This is a genomic window from Streptomyces sp. NPDC030995 (assembly GCF_055571215.1).
In genome coordinates, this window is the sequence record NZ_JBVIFS010000017.1 from 146,346 (window position 1) to 168,005 (window position 21,660).

Below are 21,660 nucleotides of genomic sequence, written 5' to 3' on the forward strand. Positions count from 1 at the left end.
ATCCGGAACTGCATGTACGTGGGGACTCTGTCCTTCGACCTGCTCCTCGGCGACGTCCACTCGCTGAAGGAGAAACGCTCCGTCGTCCGGCCCATCGTCGCCGAGCTCCAACGAAAGTTCTCCGTGAGCGCGGCTGAAGTGGGCGACCAGGACCTGCACCGCAGGGCCCGTATAGGGGTCGCCCTGGTGAGTGGGGACGCGGGGTTCCTCTCGGACGTACTGGACCGCTGCGAGCGGCTGGTCGCGGCACGTCCGGAAGTGGAGCTGCTGTCCGTACGACGGCGCTTCCACGGTGATGAAGACTGATTGCTTGTCTGCAAGAAAGAAGGAGACGGACCAGTGGCCGACAATGCGCGGGCGAAGAAGCTGGCGGACCTCATCCGGGAGGTGGTGGCCGAGAAGCTGCAGCGCGGTGTCAAGGACCCCCGCCTCGGTACGCACGTGACCATCACGGACACCCGGGTCACCGGCGATCTGCGGGAGGCCACGGTCTTCTACACGGTCTACGGCGATGACGAGGACCGGGCCAGCGCGGCAGCGGGCCTGGAGAGCGCCAAGGGCGTACTGCGCTCCGCGGTCGGCCGGGCGGCGGGCACCAAGTTCACGCCCACCCTGACCTTCGTCGCGGACGCCCTCCCGGAGAACGCCAAGACCATCGAGGACCTCCTCGAAAAGGCGCGCACCTCCGACGCCCAGGTGCGCGAGGTCTCCTCCGGCGCCCAGTACGCCGGCGACGCCGACCCGTACAAGAAGCCCGGTGAGGACGACGACGAGGACGCAGCCGCGGAATGAGCACCAACGCAGGGAAGACTCCGGACGGCCTTGTCATCGTCGACAAGCCGTCCGGCTTCACTTCGCACGACGTGGTCGCCAAGATGCGCGGGATCGCCAAGACCCGCCGCGTCGGCCACGCCGGCACGCTCGACCCGATGGCGACGGGCGTGCTGGTCCTGGGCGTCGAGAAGGCCACCAAGCTCCTCGGCCACCTCGCGCTCACGGAGAAGGAGTACCTCGGCACGATCCGACTGGGCCAGAACACCCTGACGGACGACGCCGAAGGCGAGATCACCTCTTCCACGGACGCCACCGGGGTCACCCGGGAAGCCGTGGACGCGGGCATCGCCAAGCTGTCCGGCGAGATCATGCAGGTCCCGTCCAAGGTCAGCGCCATCAAGATCAAGGGCGTGCGCTCCTACAAGCGCGCACGTGACGGCGAGGACTTCGAGATCCCGGCCCGGCCGGTCACCGTCTCCTCGTTCCAGGTGTACGACATGCGGGAGGCGCAGGCCGAGGACGGCACCAAGGTCGTCGACCTCGTCGTCTCCGTCGTCTGCTCCAGCGGTACGTACATCCGCGCCCTCGCCCGTGACCTGGGCGCCGACCTCGGCGTCGGCGGGCACCTCACCGCGCTGCGGCGCACCCGGGTGGGCCCGTACAAGCTCGACCGGGCGCGGACCCTGGACCAGCTCCAGGAGGAGCTGACCGTCATGCCGATCGGCGAGGCGGCCGCGGCGGCCTTCCCGCGCTGGGACCTGGACGCCCGGCGGGCCTCGCTGCTCGCCAACGGCGTGCGGATCGACATGCCGGAGGAGTACGAGGCCGGCCGCACGGTCGCGGTCTTCGGGCCGCAGGGCCAGCTGCTCGGGCTCGTCGAGAGCAAGGGCGGCAAGGCGAAGTCCCTCGCCGTCTTCGTCTGAGGTCCGGCTCCCTTGTTGACGTGGAGCGGTGAGCGCACATGGACTGCCGCTCACCGCTCCACGACCCCCCTCGGGTAGGTCTCTATCCATCCGGACCCCCTTATTCACCCGTCCGAGCAGGCGCTCGGAGTGAATGGAGGGAGCGTAAGGGGGCGCTTTCGCCTCGCGTGCTTTTCGTGCTGATCTTCACCTGCATACCGTCGTGAACACGGGTGTTGCGGGGGAGTGCTGCGGGGAGTGGTGGTGCGGCCATGGCGGAGCTCGTCAAAATCTGCGATCAGGCCGGGCGGGCGCGCGGCAGCGGATTCGTCGCCGACGACCGCGGGACGGTGGTCACCAGCCACGAGGCCGTCGACGGGCTGACCCGGGTCGTGCTGCACGGGCCGGGACCGGCCGGGCGGACCTGGCTGGCCGAGGCGGCGGACGTGACCGTGCTGCCGGGGCTGGCGCTGGCGCTCGTACGGACCGACGGGCTCGGGGTGCGGCCGCTGCCGGTGGCCGCGCGCGAGGTGATCGATCCCGGGACCTACGTACGGCTGCCCGCGCGGGGATGGCGGCAGGCGCGGGTGCTGGGGGGCGCGGAGGTCACGTACCCGGCGACGGACCGGTTCCACGCGGTGCCCGAAGGGGTGGCCGTGGAGCTGGCGATCGGGACGGACGGGCGGGACGCGCTGCAACTGGGCGGGGAGGCCTGCGGGGGACCGGTCCTCGACGCCGGGACCGGAGCGGTGCTCGCGGTACTGGGCACTGCCCTGCGGGCGGAGCACCGCTCCGGAGGCTTCGCGGTGGCGCTGCGCGCGGCGGCCGGGGCCGACCCGAGCGGCCCCCTGGCCGCGCTGCTGGAACGCAATGCCGCGACCGTGCCCGGCCACGGGGCGGACCTGAACCTGGCCGGGGCGCTGGAACTGACCGCGACCACCCTGGGCGCGGCCTTGCCTCCCGACGAGACCGAGCCCGCCCCCGTAGAGCGGCCGGCCATCGCCGCCGAACTGGAGGCCTTCACTTCAGGGGACAGCCTCGTCCTCGGCCTCGCCGGAAACCCGGGCACGGGCCGCACCACGGCCCTGGCCGCCCTGGCCGCCCGCCGGTCCCGCGGCTCCCGCCCGGCCCCGACCCTCTGGCTGCGCGGCGCGGACCTGCGCGGCCCGGACACCTCCCTGGCGGATGCGGTGACGCGCGCGCTGACGACGGCGGCCCGCATCATCGCGGCCCCGGCCGCAGGCTCCGCCGGAGACGGGGGTGTACCGGGACAGGGCATCGAACACCACCCCGCCCGGCCGTATGCGGGCGAGCCCACCCCGCCCGCCCGCTCCCCCGATTCCGCCGTTCCCGCTGGGGACGGGGGTGTGCCGGGACAGGGCGTCGAACACCACCCCGCCCGCCCTTGTGCGGGCACGTCCACGTCGGCCCCACCCGCCCCGCCCGCCGGTTCCGACGGGGACGGGGGTGTGCCGGGGCGATCCCCGCAGGGCGTCGAACACAACACCGCCGCACTCCCCGACCCCTCGCCACGTTCGGCGCCCGAGGAGACGCCCCGGCGCGCCCCCGGCCCCGGCGGAACCGGCCGAGTCCCGCCCGGCCGGCCGGAGGCTCCCGCCCCGGACTGTCCGGCGGCACCGGGGGTGCGGTTGGGTGCGGCTCCGCCGGGGCCGGGAGCTCTGCCCCCGGACCCCCACGCCTCGAACGCCGGCGAGGCGGCCGGACATGGCTCGCACGGGATCGCCGAGCGAGTGGCCCGAGCGGCCGCAGGCGCCGGGCGGGCGTTGCTCGTGGTGCTCGACGCCCCGGAGGAGATGCCGCCCGAGCTCGCGCACCGGCTCGGCCCCTGGAGCGCGGCCACCGCCGGGTGGCTGGCGGCGAACGGAGCCCGCCTGGTCGTCGCCGCCCGGCCCGAGTACTGGGAGCGGGCCGGCGCCCTCTATCCGCCCGAGGTGCTGCACACCCCGGCCACCCCCGCCCGGCGGCTGCCGCCCGCACTCGCGCTCGGAGACCTCGCACCCGCCGAGGCCGAGACCGCCCGGGCCCGTCTCGGGATCCCCGCCGACGCCGTCCGGGAGGCCGACGCACGGCACCCGCTCACCCTGCGCCTGCTCGCCGGGATCCGGGCCGCCGAAGTCACCGCCGGCCGCCCCGGCCGGGACGAGGTCTTCGCCGCCCACCTGGACCTGGTGGCCCTGCGGGTCGCCGTCCGGATCGCCGCCGCGGCCGGCCGGGTGCACGGCCCCGGAGTCAGGCGGCTCGCCGCGCGCGTGGCCGGCAGCGTGCACGAAGCCGCCCGGCGCTGTCTGGGGCCCGGGCAGGGGCAGTTGGACCGGGCCTCCTTCGAGGAGCTGTTCCCCTGGCGCACCGGCTGGGCCTCCGCCGTGCTCACCGAAGGGCTGCTGGTGCCCGCCGGCCCCGGCTACCGCTTCGCCCACGAGGAGCTGTCCGACTGGATCCAGGCCGGCCACCTGGACGTCCCGACGGCCCTCGCCTCCCTCGTCCACCGTCCCGCCGGGCCCGGCCTGCCCGTGCCCCGGCACCGGATCGGGCCCGTGCTGGAGGCCCTGCGCAGGCTCTCCCCGGACCGCCTCCACACCGAGCTCACCGCGCTGGTCCATGCCCTGAACCGCTTCGCCGAGGAGCCGGCCGACCCCGACCGGGTGTGGTGGGCCGCCCGGCTACTGCGCGAGACCCTGCTGCGGGCCCCCGACGCCCGCCCCCACCTCCCCGTCCTGCACGCCCTCGCCGAGCACGTGGCCCGGGCCGGCCCGGGGGAGTTCGGCGGCTGGTTCTGGAACCGGCTGCGGCTGCCCGCGCCCGACCGCCTCGACCTGCTGCGCCGCCTGCTGCCCGCCGACCCCGCCGAGGCGGTCCCCGGCGACCGCTACCTCGACGTCGCGGCCCGCCGCCTCGCCCGGGACCCCCAGCGCGCGCAGCCGCTGATCTGCGCCTGGTTCACCGACGGGCGCCGGCTGCGCGGCCGCCCCGGGGCCACCGTCGCCACCGCCGCGCAGGCCCTGCTGCACACCCACCGCCGCCTCGCCGTCGACGACCTCACCGAGGCGCTCGTCACCGCCGCGCACCCGTGCGCCGACGAGCTGCTCGCCGTGCTCGCCGAGGACGAGCCCTCCGCGATGTGCCGGGCCGTGGACCGCTGGGCGCACGACGAACGCCCCGGGCGGCGGGTCGCGGCCGCCGCCTACGGGCTCGCCACCGCCCCGCACGTGCGCACCCCCGCCGACCGCGACCTGCTGCGCTACGCCGCCCAGGCGCTGCTGGCCCGCCCCGCCGACGCCACCCTGCACGGCAGCGCCCTGGCGATCCTGCTCCGCGACCCGCAGGTGCGCGGCCGCTACCTGCCGGATGCCCTCGCCTGCTTCCGCGACCCCGAGCACGGATCACGGCTGCCCGCGGCGGCGCTGGTCGCGGCCCTGCCCGTACTGCCGGACCCGGACGCGGTGTTCGCCGCCCTGCGGGCGCGGGCCGACGGGGAGGTGGTGCGCGCCCTGGCCGCGCTGACCACGCCGGGGCTGGCCCGGCGCGCGGGTGACCTCGTACGGGAGCACCTCGCGCGGTGTCCCGCCGACGCTCCGCACGCCGCCGTCTTCGTGGACCGGCGGCTCGAACAGGGCCCGGCCGCGGGTCCGGTGCTGCGCCCGCTGGTCCTGGACCTGCTCCGGACCGCCCCGGCCGGGGTCAGGGCCGCGCTGGCCGCCGTACTGGCCGCGCCGGGCGCGGAGCCCTCGCATGCGCTGCGGGGCGAGCTGGCCGACGTACTGCTGCGCGTGGAGGCCGATCCGCAGGTGCTCGACGCCTTCCTCGGGGCCCTCGCGGCGGGAACCGCCGGGCGCCCGCAGGACCGTACGCGGGAGCTGCTGCGGCGCACCGGGCGACAGCTCCTTCGAGCCCCGGGCGGGCCGGCCGTGTTCGAGCGGCGGACGGTGGAGCTGGCCCGGACGGAACCGGCCTTCGGGGCGCTGGTGGCCCACTGGCTGGCGGAGGCGGGCACGGAGGCCGCGGCCCTGCTGGGGCCGAGCGCCCGGCGGACGGTGGAGACCCTCAGCAGGGCGGCCCCGGACGTGACCTGACGATCCCGGACGCCGATGCGGGGCCCCGGGCACCGGCATGGCAGTCTTAGACCTGCAATCGGCAATCAGTTCAAGGACTAAACGGGTTCGGGCGAGGAGCGGTCACAGTGCAGCGCTGGCGTGGCTTGGAGGACATCCCCCAGGACTGGGGACGCAGCGTCGTCACCATCGGCTCCTACGACGGTGTGCACCGGGGTCATCAGCTGATCATCGGACGGGCGGTGGCGAAGGCGCGCGAGCTCGGCGTCCCGTCCGTCGTGGTCACCTTCGACCCGCACCCGAGCGAGGTCGTCCGCCCCGGCAGTCACCCGCCGATCCTGGCCCCGTACGACCGGCGCGCCGAACTGATGGCCGGACTGGGCGTGGACGCGCTGCTGATCCTGCCGTTCACGGCGGAGTTCTCGCAGCTGTCCCCGGCCGACTTCATCGTGAAGGTGCTCGTCGACAAGCTGCACGCGCGGTCCGTCATCGAGGGCCCGAACTTCCGCTTCGGCCACCGGGCCGCCGGGAACGTCGACTTCCTGCGCGAGCTGGGCGGCACGTACGACTACGAGGTCCATGTCGTGGACCTGGTCGAGCGGGGCGAAGCGGGCGGCGGAGTGCCGTTCTCCTCGACGCTCGCGCGCAGACTGGTCTCCGAGGGCGACATGGAGGGCGCGGCCGAGATCCTGGGGCGCCCGCACCGGGTCGAGGGCGTGGTGGTGCGCGGTGCGCAGCGCGGGCGCGAGCTCGGCTACCCGACGGCGAACGTGGAGACGGCGCCGCACACCGCGATCCCGGCGGACGGGGTGTACGCGGGCTGGCTGACGGCCGACGGTGAGCGGATGCCCGCGGCGATCTCGGTGGGGACGAACGTGCAGTTCGACGCCACCGAGCGGACCGTGGAGGCATACGCGATCGACCGGATCGGGCTGGACCTGTACGGGATGCACGTGGCCGTCGACTTCCTCGCGTACGTGCGGGGGATGGCGAAGTTCGAGTCGCTGGACGGGCTGCTGGAGGCCATCGCGGACGACGTGAAGCGGGCGCGGGTGCTGACGGACGCGTACGACGCGCACCGCTGACGGACGTACGGGAAAGGGCCCGTACCACCTCGGGATCACACGGTGATCCGGGGCGGTACGGGCCCTTTCCGTTGCGCTGGGCCTGCGGGCCTGCTGTCAGCCGAGGCGCGGGTCGCGCGGGGGCTGCTGGGGCTGCGGCGGCTGCTGCTGCGGGGCCTGGGGCTGCTGCCAGGGCTGGCCGGGCTGCGGGTACGGCTGGCCGTAGGGCTGCGGCGGCTGCTGGTACGGGGGCTGGCCCTGGGGCTGGCCGTACGGCTGGGGCTGCTGCTGCGGCGGTTGCTGGTGCTGCGGCTGGTGCTGCGGCTGGTGGGGCTGCTGAGGAGCCTGGGGCTGTTGCGGCGCGCCCCAGTGGCCCTGCGGGGCCTGCTGCTGGGCCCGCAGGAAGTCCTCGGCCACCAGCGCGGAGAGGTTGAAGTACGCCTCGCGCGTCTTGGGCCGCATCATGTCGAGGTCGACCTCGGCGCCGGCCGCGAGGTGCTCGTCGAACGGCACGACGACGACACCGCGGCAGCGGGTCTCGAAGTGTTGCACGATGTCCTCGATCTTGATCATCTTGCTGGTCTCGCGGACCCCCGAGATGACGGTGAGGGAGCGGGAGACCAGGTCGGCGTACCCGTGCGCGGAGAGCCAGTCGAGAGTGGTGCTGGCGCTGCTGGCACCGTCCACGGACGGGGTCGAGATGATGATCAGCTGATCGGCCAGGTCCAGGACGCCGCGCATGGCGGAGTAGAGGAGGCCGGTGCCCGAGTCGGTGAGGATGATCGGGTACTGGCGGCCCAGCGTCTCGATGACGCGGCGGTAGTCCTCGTCGTTGAAGGTCGTGGAGACGGCCGGGTCCACGTCGTTGGCGATGATCTCCAGACCGGAGGGCGCCTGGGACGTGAACCGGCGGATGTCCATGTACGAGTGCAGGTACGGGATCGCCTGGACCAGGTCCCGGATGGTGGCACCGGTCTCGCGGCGGACGCGTCGGCCGAGGGTACCGGCGTCGGGGTTGGCGTCGATGGCCAGGATCTTGTCCATGCGCTCGGTGGCCAGGGTGGCACCGAGGGCGGTGGTCGTCGTGGTCTTGCCGACGCCGCCCTTGAGGGAGATGACGGCGATGCGGTAGCAGGACATGACCGGGGTGCGGATCAGCTCCAGCTTGCGCTGGCGCTCCGCTTCGGCCGCCTTGCCGCCGAAGCGGAACAGGCCGCCCCCGGCGTTGTTGTTCTTGGGCTTCTGCTTGTTGCGCAGGAGGCGGTCGGAGGACAGCTCGACGGCGGCGGTGTAGCCGAGCGGCGCGCCGCCGGTGGTCTGGCCGGCCGAGTAACGCGGGTCGTGCGGCTGCGGCGGCTGGGGGTGCTGCGGCGGCTGCTGCTGCGCGGGACCGACGGACCACTGCCCGGAGGAGCGGGGGTCGTACTGCTGTTGCTGCGGCGGCTGTTGCTGCTGCTGCGCCTGCTGGTGCTGCGGCGGGAACGGGTAGGCGTCCTGAGCCGCGAACGCGGGCGGCAGCGGGGGCAGTTCTTCGGAGGGCCCCCCGAACGGGTTCTCCCCGCCGGCCCGCGGTACGTCCGCAGGGCTGACCGGTGCCGATGCCTGCTCGGCGGGGGGCAGCAGGGGGGTCCCGTCGGCAGGGGTGTCCTGCGGACCGGCCCAGTGCTCGGGCGAGGCCTCCGGCGCCGGGACGGCCGCCTCGGCGACGGGCTCGGGGGCCGGCGCCGGGGCCAGGTCCGCGAACGGCGCGAACGGGGTGGGCGGGGCGTCGGCCACGGGCGCGTCGTCGACCGGGGCGGGAGCCGCGTACGACGGTGCATCCTCGGCCGGAGCCGGGAACGGCGTTACCGGGGCCGGGGCTTCGAGTGCGGGCATCGGCGGGGCGGCCTCGACGGGGGCCGGAGCCGGAGCCGGAGCCGGAGTCGGAGTCGGAGTCGGAGCCGGAGTCGGAGCCGGGAACGGCGCGACCGGGGCCGGGGCTTCGAGCGCGGGCATCGGCGGAGCGGCCTCGATCGGAGCCGGAGCCGGAGCCGGAGCCGGAGCCGGAGCCGGAGCCGGAGCGGGCGCCGGAGTCGGTGCCACGAACGCCGGAACGGGAGCCGGGGGCTCGACCGGAGCCGGGACCGGCTCCGCCACGGGCGCCGGGGCCGGGGCCGGGGCCGAGTACGGAAGCGGCATCGGCGCCGGGTCCGGCGTGCTCGCCTCGGCCGGGGCCGGTGCAGGAGTCGGGAAGGGGACCGGCGCGCCCTCGCCCTCGGACGGGGTCCGCGGCGCCGGCGGAGCGATCCGCATCGTCGAGGGCGAGTCCAAGTCCGTCGGGCGGTGGGGCTCGAAGCCGCTGCCCTCGGGGAGCCCGGGTACCTGCGCGGCCGGGGCCGTGCCCTGCGTGTACCAGGCAGGCGGGGTGTAGTCGATGGTGAACTCGCCCGTCAGCTCGGGCTCCGCGTCGGACTGATCGTCCGTCGGGACGTCCCACGTCCCGCCGCGCCTCTCGTTCCGATCGCCGCTCACTGGTCCTCCTGGTCTGTCGAACACTGGTCCGGCGCCCACCTCGCCGCGCCCGGCCCCAGCCTAATCGCGCCCTGACATCGCTGTCCGCCCCCCCTCAGGGGCCGCGATCAGTCGATGCGGCGCGCCGGGCCCAGCAGGCCCGATTCCGCTTCCGTCCCCTGGGTCATCACGAACTGCCGGTCCCGCGGCGTGCACCACAGCGTCACCCCGTCGCCCAGCGTCGGCAGGGAGTCCACCGCCTGCCGCGGCAGCCGCATCAGCCGGCCGATCTGCCCCGCCTCGTCCGGGGACACCCGCTGCACGCCCACCAGCGAGGACTGCTGGAGCAGCCGCGGCGCCGTCGGGCTCAGGTACGGCAGCAGGGTCAGCACTGACTGCCACGGCCCGGCCACCACGCGCCCGCGCGGCGGCCGCATCCCGCAGTCGCGGATCACCAGCACCGGGCTGCCCGCCGACGCGCCCTGCGGCGGGATCCGGCCCACCTCGTGCAGGGTCACGCACTGCTGCCCGCCGCCCGCGGCCTGGGCCAGCCCGGCCCACACCTGTCCGCGCCCGGTCTCCACCGCCACGCGGGCGCCGGTGGCCGCCGCGCGCAGCGCCAGCACCTGGGCCGTCCACAGACCGCCGATCAGCGTCACCTCGTACGGCGTCGGCCGGTTGATGCCGAGCACCGCCGGCCGTCCTTCGGCGTCCACGCCGATGACGACCCCGTCGTCACCGACGGGCAGCGCCAGCGAGTCCAGGTCCGCCGCGGGCACCACGTGCTGCTCGCGCTGCGGGCCGACCAGCCCGAAACCGCCCCTCATCGAGCCCCTCCCAGCGGCAGCGAAGCCAGCAGCCCCGGTACCTGTTCACGGTCGAGCCGGACCAGCCCGGTCTTCACGCCCCGGGCCGTCCTCTCCAACTCCCGGCGCGCCGCGACCAGTTCCTCGTCGCTGCGCCCCGTCACCCGTACGTGTCCGGTCAGGGTCACGCCCTGTCGCTCGGCCGGGGCCATCGTCAGGCTGAAGTTCGTCGCGAGCGCGGGCAGCGAGGTCAGCAGGGCCACGAACTGCGGCAGGGCCGCCGCTCCGGCGCCGCCCAGCTGCGGCCAGCGGCCGATCCAGTACGTCGTGTGCCGGCGGTCGTCGCAGCGCCAGGTCCGCGAGGTCTCCTCGGTACGCCGTCCCGTGCTGGCCGACCGCCCCGCCTGGGTGATCGCCATCGGGTTCGCGCACGAGGACGTGGCCAGGGCCGCCGTCAGCTCCTGCTCGGTCAGCACGGTGGCCTTGAAACCGGCACCGGCCAGCCGGCTCGCCAACTGGTCCGCCGCGCGCACCACGCACCGCTGGGCCCCCGCCAGCCCGCCACCGCGCGCGGTGACCGCCTCGGGGCACAGCTCCGGGTCGAGCTTCAGCGCGATCCAGGTCAGCCGCACCGCCGGGGAACCGGTCCGGGCCTGCAGCGGCGCGTAGTTGCGGGCGGCCATCGACTGGGCCGGAAGGTGCGGGGCGGGCGCCGGCTGGGTGTGCTGCACCAGCTGCGCGGACTCCAGCCGGATGCCGTCCACTTCGAGGATGTCCCGTACGAGGCCCAGCGGCAGCGGCCGCGCCGCCCGGTCGGGCCGCAGCGCGGTGGCGTCCGTGTCCACCTGGACGACCGCGGTCAGGAAGGTCCCGTCGCCGATCATCCCGACGGGCCGCCGGTCGCGGTCGCTGAAGGTGAGCGTCCGCAGCGCCGGATCGGCCTCGACCAGCGGGGCCAGCCCCGGCTCCGTGCCAGCGGGCACGGTGAGGGACGCGGCCCGCCTCCGGCGCGAACGCAGCGCGAGCGCGCTGCCGATCCACTCCGGCAGGGAGCGCTGGTGGCGGCGTACGACCGCGAGCAGCACCAGCACGAGCGCCAGCACACCGGTGGGGACGAGCAGCAGCGGTTCGACCACCCAGGCCACCAACAGGGCGGCCGCCGCGACTTGGAGCAGAACGAGCTGTTGCAGTCGGAATGGACCGAAGCGGCCAGGGCTCGACTTCGGATGCGGCGTCACCCCGCCGCGTGCGGGTGCGGGCGCGCCAGTCTGCTGCTCCGTCGCGGTGGCCATCACTCGCGCACTTCCCCTTTCTCCCCCAACTACCGCTGGGAGGTGCCCCCAGGGCCGGACGCCGGGATTCCCGGCGCTGCGCGGCACCCGCCGCGTGACCCCGGAATCTCCGCAATCCACCCCAACAAGCCCTGATGCCCCTGATGACCCCTGAATACTGCGGTCCGGAAGGCGCTGAGCGGCGACCTCACCCTACCCGGCCCCTGCATACCGTCCGTCAAGAGGCATAGTAGGTGCCCGGTCCGACAAACGAGGCCCTGGGACCGTACTCACCGGCCGGGCCGTGCGGGGAGAAGCAGACGGTCATGGCATCACGACGTGATGAGCTCAACGCGTACACCTTTGCGAAGCGGCGCACGGTGGCCGCGTTCCTCCAGCCATCCGCCACGGGAACCGAGGAGGGCGCGCCGCGCCCGCTGCGCGCGGTCCTTCCGGGGCTGATCGTCGGTGCGCTCGTGCTCGCCGGATTCGGCGCCTGGGGCATGTTCAAGCCGACGGCGCCCAAGGGCTGGGCGGACGCCGGCACCAAGGTGATCGTCGGCAAGGACTCGACGACCCGGTACGTGGTCCTGACCACCAAGGTCAACGGCAAGGACCAGACCCGGCTGCACCCGGTGCTGAACCTCGCCTCCGCCCGACTCCTGCTGGATCCCCAGAAGTTCAAGGTGATCCAGGTCGACGACAAGGTCCTCGACGCCGGCAAGCCGCCGCGCGGCCCCATCATCGGCATCCCGTACGCCCCCGACCGGCTCCCCTCCAAGGACGAGGCCGGCAAGGCCAAGCGCTGGGCCGTCTGCCAGCAGCCGGGCGGCAACGGCAGCGGCGTGCAGAGCGCCACCTTCGTCCTGGCCGACCGCGAGGCGCCCCTGACGGACGACGCCCGCAGGCTCACCGACACCCAGTCGCTGTACGTGCAGAGCACCGGCGCGGGCAAGGAGCGCTACCTGATCGACGCGGCGGGCACGAAGTACAAGTTCCCGGAGGGCACGCCGGCCGCCGCGACGATGACCAACGCCCTCGTCGGCACCGGCGCCACCCCGCAGCAGGTCACCCCGGAATGGCTCGGGACCCTCAACTCCGGCGAGGACCTGGCCTTCCCGCAGCTCCCCGGCAAGGCCGCCGACAACGCCAACGTCAAGGGCCTGATCACCGCGGACAACAAGGTCGGCATGGTCCTCAAGGCGCAGACCGGCTCCGGGGCGCAGCACTACGTGGTCCTGCCCGGGAAGGTCGCCCCGGTCTCCGACTTCGTCGCCTGGCTGCTGATCTCGGCGCCCGCGACGGACGGTCTCAACATGCACGGCAAGGCCCGCGAGATCGACCTCCAGTCGATCAACCCGGAGGCCACCCCGTTCGCCGGCGAGGTCAAGTGGCCCCAGAAGAAGACCGAGCGGGTCAATCAGACGGCGCCCGCCGGCGGCGCGCAGGCGACCGGCCCCAACAGCCGCGACACCGTCTGCAACGTCCTGCGCTCGGTCGACGGCCAGGGCGCCCAGACGCTGAGCACGTGGGCCGGCACCGGCTTCCCCATCGACATCACGGCCAGCGGCACGAGCGCGTACGTCACCCCGGGCTCGGGTCTGCTCTACACCCAGGTCCAGGGCAAGCAGACCACGGCCGGCGGCTCCCTGTTCCTGGTCACCGACACCGGTCTGCGGTACGCCGTCCAGGCCAACGGCGACAGCGACGCCGAGCAGTCGAAGATCGGCGCGCCCGACCAGCAGGGGAAGGGGGCCTCGGACGGCCGCCCCGAGCCCAGCCAGGCGCAGGTCCGGCTCGGCTACGGAAGCGTCACCCCGGCCATGGTGCCCATCGCCTGGTCGGAGTTCCTCTCCAAGGGCCCGCGCCTGGACACCAACTCCGCTCGCCAGCCCCAGGGTTCGTGAGGAAGCCGCAGATGCCCCAGTACCGCACGCCCCGCAGCGCGCTCCTGACCGCCGCCTTCGCCCTGACCCTGGTCTCCGGGGCCACGGGCGCGGCCGCCGCGACCACCGGGGCCGCGCCGCAGCCCCCGTACGCCTTCGGCCTGGACGGGGCGGGGGAGTGCACCTTCCCCATGAAGAAGCAGATCGCGGACCGCCCCTGGGCCCTCCAGCGGCTCCTCCTCGACGAGCTCTGGGCGCAGACCAAGGGCAAGGACAAGAACGGCAACGCCATCCGGGTCGCGGTCATCGACACCGGCGTGGACCGGGCGAACCCGCAGCTCAGCGGAGCCCTCGACACCGGCGCCGGCAAGGACTTCGTCGACCCCAAGGGCGGCGACGGTACGGCCGACACCGTCGGTCACGGCACCAAGGTCGCCGGGCTGATCGCCGCCCGCCCCCAGGAGGGCACCGGCTTCGTCGGCCTGGCCCCGGACGCGGTGATCATCCCGATCCGGCAGAACGACGGGCAGGGCAAGGGCAACGCCCTGTCGCTGAGCCAGGCGATCGACCACGCGGTGGCCAAGGGCGCCCAGGTGATCAACATCTCCCAGGACACCGACGTACAGCTGTCCGCGGACTCCGAGCTCGGCAAGTCGGTGCAGAAGGCCATCGCCGCCAACGTCGTGGTGGTGGCCTCGGCCGGCAACGACGGCATGAGCGGCCAGAAGCGCAAGACCTACCCGGCGGCCTTCCCCGGAGTCCTCGCCGTGGGCTCCTCGGACCGCAACAACGAGCGTGCCCCGTTCTCCCAGCCCGGCGACTTCATCGGGGTGGCGGCGCCCGGCGTCGACATGGTCTCCACCGTCCCCGGCTTCGGCCAGTGCATCGACAACGGCACCAGCTTCTCCGCGCCGTACGTGGCCGGGGTCGCCGCCCTGCTGCGCGCCAAGCACGGCGACTGGTCGGTGCAGCAGATCGTCTGGCAGATCCAGAACACCGCCGAACGCTCGATCAAGGGCCGTGACGACTACGTCGGTTGGGGAGTAGTCGACCCGGTGCGCGCGCTCAGCCAGGACCAGGAGGCCCCCAAGGCCCCGGTCCCGGACCCGGGCCCGCCGCCGGCGGCCGCCCCGGAGGCGGCGCCGCTGCAGCTCACAGAGTCGGCGCAGGAGCGCGAGGAGCGGTACGGCACGTACGCTCTCGGTATCGGCGCCGTCCTCATCGCCGTCATCGCGGGTACCGCGACGGTCGTGCGGGAGGCGCGCAGCCGCCGGCGCCGTTTGCAGTGAACGGTCACAGTTCATCAACAGAAGCGGCCTACCGGTGTTGGGCCTTGGCGATGAACTGGCTAGAGTGGCACCAGGCTTCACGAGTGTGATCGGGGGATCGCGTGAAGCGGAGGGGGACTTCCGGGACGCGTGGTTCAAAACCGCACCGGGCAATGTCCACTCCGCCACGCAATCCGCCGGTTCCGCCGGCGAATTGAGAAGTGAGGAGCTTCGGATGAGCACGAACACGTTCGGACTTGCAGACAATCCGGTCAACCAGGCGAAGATCAAGATCGAGGAGACGGCCGGCGCCGTCAGCAGGCAGGCACGCGAGCTGGCCGACATCCTCGCCACCGTGAGCGCCGGCTGGACCGGTGTCGGCGCCTCGGGGTTCGTCTCCGCCCAGACGGTGGTGAACGAGGACCACGACGAGATCCGTCGCCTGCTCCGTGTCCTGTACAACGCGGTGTCCCAGACCAAGAACCTGAGCAACGCCCAGGACGACGAGGTGCGCGCGGCGTTCAAGGCGGTTCAGGCGAGTGCCGGTGGCAACAGCTCCGGCCTCAACGGCATCTGACCCACGTCGTTTTCCCGGTAACCCGCTCAGAGCGAAGGAGAAGCACATGGCTGCCGACGACGGCCACACTAAGGTCCAGTACGACAACGTCCAGCAGATGGCCAACCGCATCCGCCAGGTCTCCAAGAACATCAGGGACGACCTGGATGCGATGGAGCAGGCGGTCAAGGCCGTCACGGACACCTGGGACGGCGAGGCGCACGGCCAGTACGTCCAGCTGCAGGCCAAGTACAAGGGCAAGGCCGACCACATGAAGGCCACGCTGGAGCAGGTCGCCCAGCTCATCGAGCGCGGCAAGGACGACTACCGCGCCACCGACAAGAAGGCGTCGGCCCTGTTCACCGAGGCTTTCTGAGCCTGGTCGGCAGACGCACGTCCGTACACGCCGAAGGGGCGCGCCCGCACCGGGCGCGCCCCTTCGGCGTGTTCAGCCTGACGTGCTGCCGTCCCGTCAGGGACGGTGCCGGTCGAGGTCGAACTCGCCGTCCCTGGCGCCGAGTACGAAGGCCTCCCACTCGGCGGCCGTGTAGCGCAGCACCGTGTCCCGGTCCAGCGAGGACCGCATGGCCACCGCCCCCTCGGGAAGCCGGGCGATCTCGACCCGCTCCTCGTCCGGGCTGGTCCCGGGCGGCCCTTCCCACTCCACGCCGCTGATGTCGAGCGCGTACAGCTCGTCCTTCTCCTGCTGAGTGCCCATGGGCGGCCCTTCCCTCGGTGGAGCGTCTTCACCGCCGATTATCGGTGCTGCGCCGCCGGCCGGGAGAGGTTTCCACCCGATCCTTCCCGGTGGCCGACCCCTGACAGGTCGGCCACCGGAAGGCGATCATGCGGCGCCCGATTACATGCTGCCCGGCATCCGGCCGAGCTGCACCAGCGACGTCCCCCGCCTGCGCGAGGCGAAGTAGGCCCGGCCCGGCGGCATCGGACGCGGCCGCACGTTGCCGACCAGGTCGCCCTCGGACGGGTCGCCCGACAGGACGATGCCCTGCGCGCCCAGCTCCTTGATCCGCTGCATGAACGGCTCGTACAGCGAGCGCGAGGCACCCGCCGAGTTGCGCGCGATGATGAAGCGGACACCCGTGTCCCGCGCGAACGGCAGGAACTCCACCAGCGCCGCCAGCGGATTGCCCTGACTGGTGGCCACCAGGTCGAAGTCGTCGATCACGATGAACACGTCCGGGCCCGTCCACCAGCTGCGGTCGCGCAGCTGCTGCGGAGTGACGTCGTTCGGCGGCTGCCGACGCGAGAACACCCCGCCCAGCGCCTCCATGTGCATCTGCAGGGAGCTCGCCATCGGCGCGTACTCCAGCAGGTGCTCCTCGGGCAGCGCCCCGAGCAGGCTCCGCCGGTAGTCGCCCACGACCAGGCGCGCCTGGTCGGGCGTGTAGCGCTGCGAGATCTGCTTGGTGATGAGCCGCAGCAGATTCGTCTTGCCCGACTCGCTCTCGCCGAAGACGAGGAGGAAGGGGTCCGTCTCGAAGTCGATGAACACCGGCTCCAGATCGGTCTCGTCGATGCCGATCGCGATCCCGCGGCCGGGCTGCTCCCCGCCCTTGGGCAGCTGGTCGGAGTGGAGCAGCCGCGGCAGCAGCCGTACTCCGGGAGCCGCCTGCCCCGCCCAGTTCTGCTTGACCGCCTCCACGAAGGCCGCCGTGGCCTCCGACAGGTCCCCGGCGTCGTGCGAGCCGTCGATCCGCGGCAGCGCGCCCAGGAAGTGCAGCTTCTCCGCCACCTGGCCGCGGCCCGGCATCCCCGGGGGGACGTTCGCCGCGACCTTGCGGTCGAACTCGGAGTCCATGGTGTCGCCGAGCCGCAGCTCCAGCCGGCTGAGCATCTGGTCCTTGAGCGCGGCCCGTACCTCCATGTACCGCGCCGCGGTGATCACCACGTGGATGCCGTAGCCCAGACCGCGGGACGCGATGTCCGTGACGATCTGCTCCAGGCCCTCGTACTCGCCCTTGAAGTTGCCCCAGCCGTCGACGATCAGGAACACGTCGCCCCACGGCTCACCGGGCAGGTCGCCCGCCGCCCGGCGCCGCCGGTAGGTGCCGATCGAGTCGATGTTGTTCGCGCGGAAGAACTCCTCGCGGCGGTTGAGGATGCCCCCCACCTCCGCGACCGTACGCCGGACCCGCTCCGGGTCCAGGCGCGAGGCGATCCCGCCCACGTGCGGCAGCTCGGCGACCGCCGACAGGCTGCCACCACCGAAGTCCAGTCCGTAGAACTGCACTTCGCGCGGGGTGTGCGTGAGCGCGAAGGAGGAGATCAGCGTCCGCATCAGCGTCGACTTGCCCGACTGCGGACCGCCGACCACCATCATGTGGCCCGCCGCACCCGAGAAGTCCCGGTACAGCACCTCGCGCCGCTGCTCGAAGGGCTTGTCGATCAGGCCGAGCGGTACGACGAGCCCGCCGGGCCGCGTGTACCCGTCCGCGTGCAGCCCGCGCTCCGCGCTCGGCGCCAGCGCCGGCAGCAACTGGTCCAGCGGCGGCGCCTGGTCGAGCGGCGGCAGCCACACCTGGTGCGCCGGTACGCCCTGCCCCTCCAGCCGGCCCACGATCACGTCCAGCACCGTGTCCGCGAGGGCGTCGTCCTCCCGCGGCGCCTGCTGCGCCGCCAGGTACGCCGGGTCCGGGGCCGCGTACACCACCGGCACCGGGGCCGCCGTGAACAGCGCGGGCCGCCGCTCCACCGGGAACAGGCCCACCGACAGGTCCGGCCCGCCCGAGCGGTAGGTACCCGAGACGTACGCCGCCTTGAAGCGGGTCATCTCGTCCGTACCGAACTTCAGGTAGCCCGAGCCGGGCACCGACGGCAGGTGGTAGGCGTCCGGCACGCCGATCGCGGTCCGCGACTCGGCCGCCGAGAAGGTCCGCAGACCGATCCGGTACGACAGGTACGTGTCCAGGCCGCGCAGCTTGCCCTCTTCCAGGCGCTGCGAGGCCAGCAGCAGGTGCACGCCCAGCGAGCGGCCGATGCGGCCGATCTGGATGAACATGTCGATGAAGTCCGGCTTCGCCGTCAGCAGCTCGCTGAACTCGTCGATGACCAGCACCAGCGAGGCCAGCGGCTCCAGCGGGGCGCCGGCCGCGCGGGCCTTCTCGTAGTCGTGGATGTTCGCGTAGTTGCCCGCCGAACGCAGCAGCTCCTGACGGCGCTGGAGCTCACCGCGGATCGAGTCGCCCATGCGGTCCACGAGCGTGAGGTCGTCCGCCAGGTTGGTGATGACCGCCGCGACGTGCGGCATCTGCCCCATGCCGGTGAAGGTCGCACCGCCCTTGAAGTCGGCGAGTACGAAGTTCAGCGTCTCCGAGGTGTGCGTGACCGCCAGGCCCAGCACCAGCGTGCGCAGCAGCTCCGACTTGCCGGAACCGGTCGCACCCACGCACAGACCGTGCGGGCCCATGCCCTCCTGCGCGGCCTCCTTGAGGTCCAGCATGACGGGGCCGCCGTCCTCGCCGACGCCGATCGGCACGCGCAGCCGCTCACCGGCCGACCTCGGCCGCCAGGTCCGCGCCACGTCGATCGAGGCCGCGTCGCCCAGGTTCAGCAGGTCCGTGAAGTCCAGGTTGGCGAGCAGCGGCTCGTCGTCGTCCCCGCCGCCCGTGCGCAGCGGCGCCAGCTGCCGGGCCAGGGCCTCCGCAGCGGGCAGCGACAGCGTGTCCGGGACGCCCTCGTACGCGACGCCCCCACCCGACTCCAGGCGCAGCCGGCCCGGCCGCACCACGACCGACAGCCCGCCGCGCGGCTCGTCCAGCTCGCCGCCGATCACCTCGACGATGGTGACGCCCTGCAGGCCCTCGGCCGCGGCGAACACCGAATCCGGCGGCACCATCCCGCCGTCGAGCACGATCACCAGGTGCGGCTGGTCCAGGACCGGGGACACCTCCCGGCTGAACCGCGGCCGGCCCTCCATCCGGGGCGCCAGCAGCGTCTCCAGCTCGGCGAGGTCATCGCCGAACAGCCGTTTCGTACCGGCCCCGTCGACCTGACCGGGCACCTGGGTGTGCGGCAGCCACTTCGTCCAGTCCCACGAGGGCACCGCGCCCGGCGCCGCGACCACGGCCACCAGCAGGTCCTCGGGGGAGTGCAGCGTCGCCAGCTGCGCGACCAGCGACCGCGCGGTGCTGCGCGCGGAGTCCGGCTCCCCGGACACCGTCACGTGGTAGAAGGCGCGGATCGACACCGCCACCGGCAGCCCGTCGAGCGAGGAGTGCACCTTCAGGAAACGCTGCATCGCGCCCGCGGTCAGCGGCTCCAGCTCGTCCACGGGCGCCGTCTCCGGCGCCACCAGGGTGGTCGCCAGGCGCTGCGAACCCAGCCCGAGCCGGGCCTGTCCGAAGTCCTGGTCGCCGACCCGCCGCTCCCACAGCCGCGAGCCCTCCGCCACCACCGACCACAACTGCTCGGGCGCCGGGTGCAGATACAGCTGCGCGTCGCGCTGCGCCCGCGCGGTCCGGCGTACCTGACGACGGGTCTGCGCAAGGTATTTGAGGTAGTCCCGGCGCACATCGGCCATTTGCCCCTGCGTACCGCGGCGGTGGCGCATCAACTGGGCGACGACCATGCCCACCGTCGACACCAGCATCAGGCTGCCCATGATGCGCATGAAGGGCGCCGCACCCGGCATGAAGAAGAAGACGACGGAAGAGCCCATGCCGAGCATCGGCAGGAGCTGCATCAGCATGCCCTCCTGCTGCCCGCGCGGGAGTTCCGGCGGAGCCTCCAGTCTCAGCTCGTCCGAGGGGACCTCGGGCGGCAGTGACCGCGGCGGGCGTTTGACGACGATCTGGCTCACCGGAGCATCAATCCCTCGAAAACGGACGGGACGTCATAACCGGCGCCCCCAAGTCCCGGGCGCGAAGGGGGTCTCCCCCACGCGACGGTGATCCTACTTGCCGACAGTCGGCCATACGCCCGGTAGGGTGGCCGCCGCAGCATGCGCATCCGCGAATCGTCCGCCGGTGCGGGCATCAACCAGGGGGGTCACACAGGTGAGTACGGCCGGCACGACGGGTTTCTGCAGGGTCACCGTCGTGGCACCTGACAGCCGGATCGACGTCGCCCTCCCCGAGGACATCGCCGTCGCCGACGTCTACCCCGAGCTGCTGCGCCTCACCGGCCAGACCCAGCCCGTGGGCGCCCCGACCGGCTTCCACCTCGTACGCCGCTCCGGCACCGTCCTCGACGGCGCGCGCACCCTCGCCGCCCAGCAGGTCCTCGACGGCGAGGTGTTGAGCCTGCGCCCCTTCGCCGAGTCCCTGCCGCCGGCCGTGTTCGACGACGTGTCCGACGCCGTCGCCTCCGCCGTCGTCCGCGACCGGCACCGCTGGAGCGACGACATGCTGCGCGGCGCGGGCCTGGCCGGCGCCGCGGTGCTGCTCGTCATGCTGGGCTTCGTCCTCTGGTACGCCGACCCGATCCGCCACGACATGCACGGCCTGCCCGGCATCATCGCCGGCGCCGCGGGCGTCCTGCTCACCGCCGTGGCCGGGGTGCGCGCCCGGGTCTACCGCGACCGCCTCTCCGCCGTGGCCCTGGGCCTCGGCGCCCTCCCGCACCTGCTGATCGCCGGCTCCGGGATCATCGCGCCCGCCGCCGGCGAGGGCCCGGGCCGGCTCCAGTTCCTGCTCGGCTGCGTGTGCGTCCTCGTCGCCTCCGTCGCCCTGGTCGCGCTCACTCCCAGTGGCGACGCCCCCTTCGTCGCGGCCACCTTCGTCGCCGCCACCGGCACCCTCGCCACCTTCGCGGCCATCGCCACCGGGGCTTCCGCGACCCACACGGCCGCCGCCTGCGCCCCCGTGGCCATCGGCCTCGTCGCCTTCCTCCCCGGCCTCTCCGCCCGCTTCGCCCGGCTGCCCATCGGCTACGCCGCCCCGCAGAGCGCCACCGAGGATTACGAGACTCCGGACCGCTACGAGACCGAGCCGTACGGTGAGCAGTCCGGCTCCGACCAGCCCGAGCAGGGCACCCCGCTCGACGCCGAGGCGATCGCCGCCCAGGCCCGCCGCGGCCACGAGATGCTGCTCGGTCTGGTGGGCGGCTGCGCCGCCGTCGCCGTCGGATCCGCCGCCGTGCTCGGGTTCTCCGACAACACCTGGGGCCGCCTGCTGGCCCTCGCCACCGGCCTCGCCATGCTGCTGCGCGCCCGCCTCTTCCGCTACACCTCGCAGGTCGTGTGCGCCCTGACCGCCGGTCTCCTCGCCGTCGCGCTGCTGATCCTGGGCATGGCCCTGCACCCGCCGACCGCCCTGCTCGAAGCCCTGGTCCTGGAGCAGGACCGCAGCGGGCTGGACCTCCGCACGATCTGGCTGACCGCCGCCGTCGCCGCCGGCGCGGCCCTCCTCGCGGGAATTGCGCTTGTCATCCCCCGCAAGGGTCTGTCACCCTTCTGGGGAAGGCTGCTCGACCTCACCGAGGCGGCGGTCCTGCTCAGCCTGGTCCCTCTGACCCTGGCCGTGCTGGACGTTTACTCCCGGGCCCGCGCTCTCACCAGCTGAGACGCCGCGTCCCGGCAGCCTGGTACGCTGTGTGACGGCCGTTTGTGTACGC

General features: G+C 73.4%; 15 protein-coding genes. 10 read left to right on the top strand and 5 right to left on the bottom strand.

The window, feature by feature from the left end; all coding sequences use genetic code 11:
- The first annotated feature begins 12 nt into the window (after positions 1-12).
- The 5 genes from ACZ45T_RS24630 to ACZ45T_RS24650 all read left to right on the top strand — a co-directional run bounded on the left by ACZ45T_RS24630 (position 13) and on the right by ACZ45T_RS24650 (position 6,831).
- Positions 13-306 carry a DUF503 domain-containing protein gene (locus tag ACZ45T_RS24630; RefSeq protein ID WP_030030358.1) on the top strand — a complete coding sequence of 98 codons (294 nt, stop codon included), beginning with the start codon at positions 13-15 and terminating at the stop codon, positions 304-306.
- 33 nt (positions 307-339) lie between these two features.
- Complete coding sequence (rbfA, locus tag ACZ45T_RS24635; protein WP_031148855.1) at positions 340-792, top strand: 30S ribosome-binding factor RbfA; 453 nt, start codon at positions 340-342, stop codon at positions 790-792.
- On the top strand, positions 789-1,697 hold the full coding sequence (gene truB, locus ACZ45T_RS24640) for a tRNA pseudouridine(55) synthase TruB (protein ID WP_468444735.1): 909 nt from the start codon (positions 789-791) through the stop codon (positions 1,695-1,697). The genes rbfA and truB overlap by 4 nt, the downstream gene beginning before the upstream one ends.
- Positions 1,698-1,948: 251 nt before the next feature.
- Positions 1,949-5,767 carry a hypothetical protein gene (locus ACZ45T_RS24645; RefSeq protein ID WP_468444737.1) on the top strand — a complete coding sequence of 1,273 codons (3,819 nt, stop codon included), beginning with the start codon at positions 1,949-1,951 and terminating at the stop codon, positions 5,765-5,767.
- 107 nt (positions 5,768-5,874) lie between these two features.
- Positions 5,875-6,831, top strand: coding sequence for a bifunctional riboflavin kinase/FAD synthetase (locus ACZ45T_RS24650; protein WP_468444739.1), 957 nt, complete (start codon positions 5,875-5,877; stop codon positions 6,829-6,831).
- 96 nt (positions 6,832-6,927) lie between these two features.
- On the opposite strand, the gene ACZ45T_RS24655 is transcribed toward ACZ45T_RS24650, so the two are convergent.
- The 3 genes from ACZ45T_RS24655 to eccE all read right to left on the bottom strand — a co-directional run bounded on the left by ACZ45T_RS24655 (position 6,928) and on the right by eccE (position 11,398).
- Positions 6,928-9,321, bottom strand: coding sequence for an SCO5717 family growth-regulating ATPase (locus tag ACZ45T_RS24655; protein WP_468444741.1), 2,394 nt, complete (start codon positions 9,319-9,321; stop codon positions 6,928-6,930).
- A 107-nt stretch (positions 9,322-9,428) separates the two neighbouring features.
- Positions 9,429-10,127 (bottom strand): hypothetical protein, encoded by a 699-nt coding sequence (locus ACZ45T_RS24660; protein ID WP_468444743.1) that lies wholly within the window; start codon positions 10,125-10,127, stop codon positions 9,429-9,431.
- Entirely contained in the window at positions 10,124-11,398 is a 1,275-nt protein-coding gene (gene eccE, locus ACZ45T_RS24665) for a type VII secretion protein EccE (RefSeq protein ID WP_468444745.1), read from the bottom strand. Before eccE ends, ACZ45T_RS24660 begins: the two co-directional genes overlap by 4 nt.
- 305 nt (positions 11,399-11,703) lie before the next feature.
- On the opposite strand from eccE, the gene eccB reads away from it, so the two are divergent.
- From eccB to ACZ45T_RS24685, 4 genes are all read left to right on the top strand, one after another.
- Complete coding sequence (eccB, locus tag ACZ45T_RS24670) at positions 11,704-13,284, top strand: type VII secretion protein EccB (RefSeq protein ID WP_468444747.1); 1,581 nt, start codon at positions 11,704-11,706, stop codon at positions 13,282-13,284.
- Positions 13,285-13,295: 11 nt separating this feature from the next.
- Positions 13,296-14,552 carry a type VII secretion-associated serine protease mycosin gene (mycP, locus tag ACZ45T_RS24675; protein WP_468444749.1) on the top strand — a complete coding sequence of 419 codons (1,257 nt, stop codon included), beginning with the start codon at positions 13,296-13,298 and terminating at the stop codon, positions 14,550-14,552.
- A 214-nt stretch (positions 14,553-14,766) separates the two neighbouring features.
- Positions 14,767-15,108, top strand: coding sequence for a hypothetical protein (locus tag ACZ45T_RS24680; RefSeq protein WP_468444751.1), 342 nt, complete (start codon positions 14,767-14,769; stop codon positions 15,106-15,108).
- Positions 15,109-15,154: 46 nt separating this feature from the next.
- Positions 15,155-15,463: a WXG100 family type VII secretion target gene (locus tag ACZ45T_RS24685; RefSeq protein WP_468444753.1), complete on the top strand. Its 309-nt coding sequence runs from the start codon at positions 15,155-15,157 to the stop codon at positions 15,461-15,463.
- 96 nt (positions 15,464-15,559) lie between these two features.
- Here the strand turns inward: ACZ45T_RS24685 and ACZ45T_RS24690 are convergent, their stop codons facing one another.
- Together ACZ45T_RS24690 and eccCa are read right to left on the bottom strand one after the other, a co-directional pair.
- Entirely contained in the window at positions 15,560-15,805 is a 246-nt protein-coding gene (locus ACZ45T_RS24690) for a DUF397 domain-containing protein (protein WP_030708695.1), read from the bottom strand.
- 141 nt (positions 15,806-15,946) lie between these two features.
- On the bottom strand, positions 15,947-19,906 hold the full coding sequence (eccCa, locus tag ACZ45T_RS24695) for a type VII secretion protein EccCa (protein ID WP_468444755.1): 3,960 nt from the start codon (positions 19,904-19,906) through the stop codon (positions 15,947-15,949).
- A 196-nt stretch (positions 19,907-20,102) separates the two neighbouring features.
- On the opposite strand from eccCa, the gene eccD reads away from it, so the two are divergent.
- On the top strand, positions 20,103-21,608 hold the full coding sequence (gene eccD, locus ACZ45T_RS24700) for a type VII secretion integral membrane protein EccD (RefSeq protein WP_468444757.1): 1,506 nt from the start codon (positions 20,103-20,105) through the stop codon (positions 21,606-21,608).
- Positions 21,609-21,660 lie beyond the last annotated feature (52 nt).

Excerpts from the sequence above, each read along its gene's own strand:
- ACZ45T_RS24645 (WP_468444737.1), top strand. The coding sequence starts at position 1,949 with ATGGCGGAGCTCGTCAAAATCTGCGATCAGGCCGGGCGGGCGCGCGGC.
- ACZ45T_RS24690 (WP_030708695.1), bottom strand. The coding sequence starts at position 15,805 with ATGGGCACTCAGCAGGAGAAGGACGAGCTGTACGCGCTCGACATCAGC.
- ACZ45T_RS24685 (WP_468444753.1), top strand. The coding sequence starts at position 15,155 with ATGGCTGCCGACGACGGCCACACTAAGGTCCAGTACGACAACGTCCAG.
- ACZ45T_RS24630 (WP_030030358.1), top strand. The coding sequence starts at position 13 with ATGTACGTGGGGACTCTGTCCTTCGACCTGCTCCTCGGCGACGTCCAC.
- ACZ45T_RS24680 (WP_468444751.1), top strand. The coding sequence starts at position 14,767 with ATGAGCACGAACACGTTCGGACTTGCAGACAATCCGGTCAACCAGGCG.
- ACZ45T_RS24660 (WP_468444743.1), bottom strand. The coding sequence starts at position 10,127 with ATGAGGGGCGGTTTCGGGCTGGTCGGCCCGCAGCGCGAGCAGCACGTG.
- eccB (WP_468444747.1), top strand. The coding sequence starts at position 11,704 with ATGGCATCACGACGTGATGAGCTCAACGCGTACACCTTTGCGAAGCGG.
- eccE (WP_468444745.1), bottom strand. The coding sequence starts at position 11,398 with ATGGCCACCGCGACGGAGCAGCAGACTGGCGCGCCCGCACCCGCACGC.
- mycP (WP_468444749.1), top strand. The coding sequence starts at position 13,296 with ATGCCCCAGTACCGCACGCCCCGCAGCGCGCTCCTGACCGCCGCCTTC.
- truB (WP_468444735.1), top strand. The coding sequence starts at position 789 with ATGAGCACCAACGCAGGGAAGACTCCGGACGGCCTTGTCATCGTCGAC.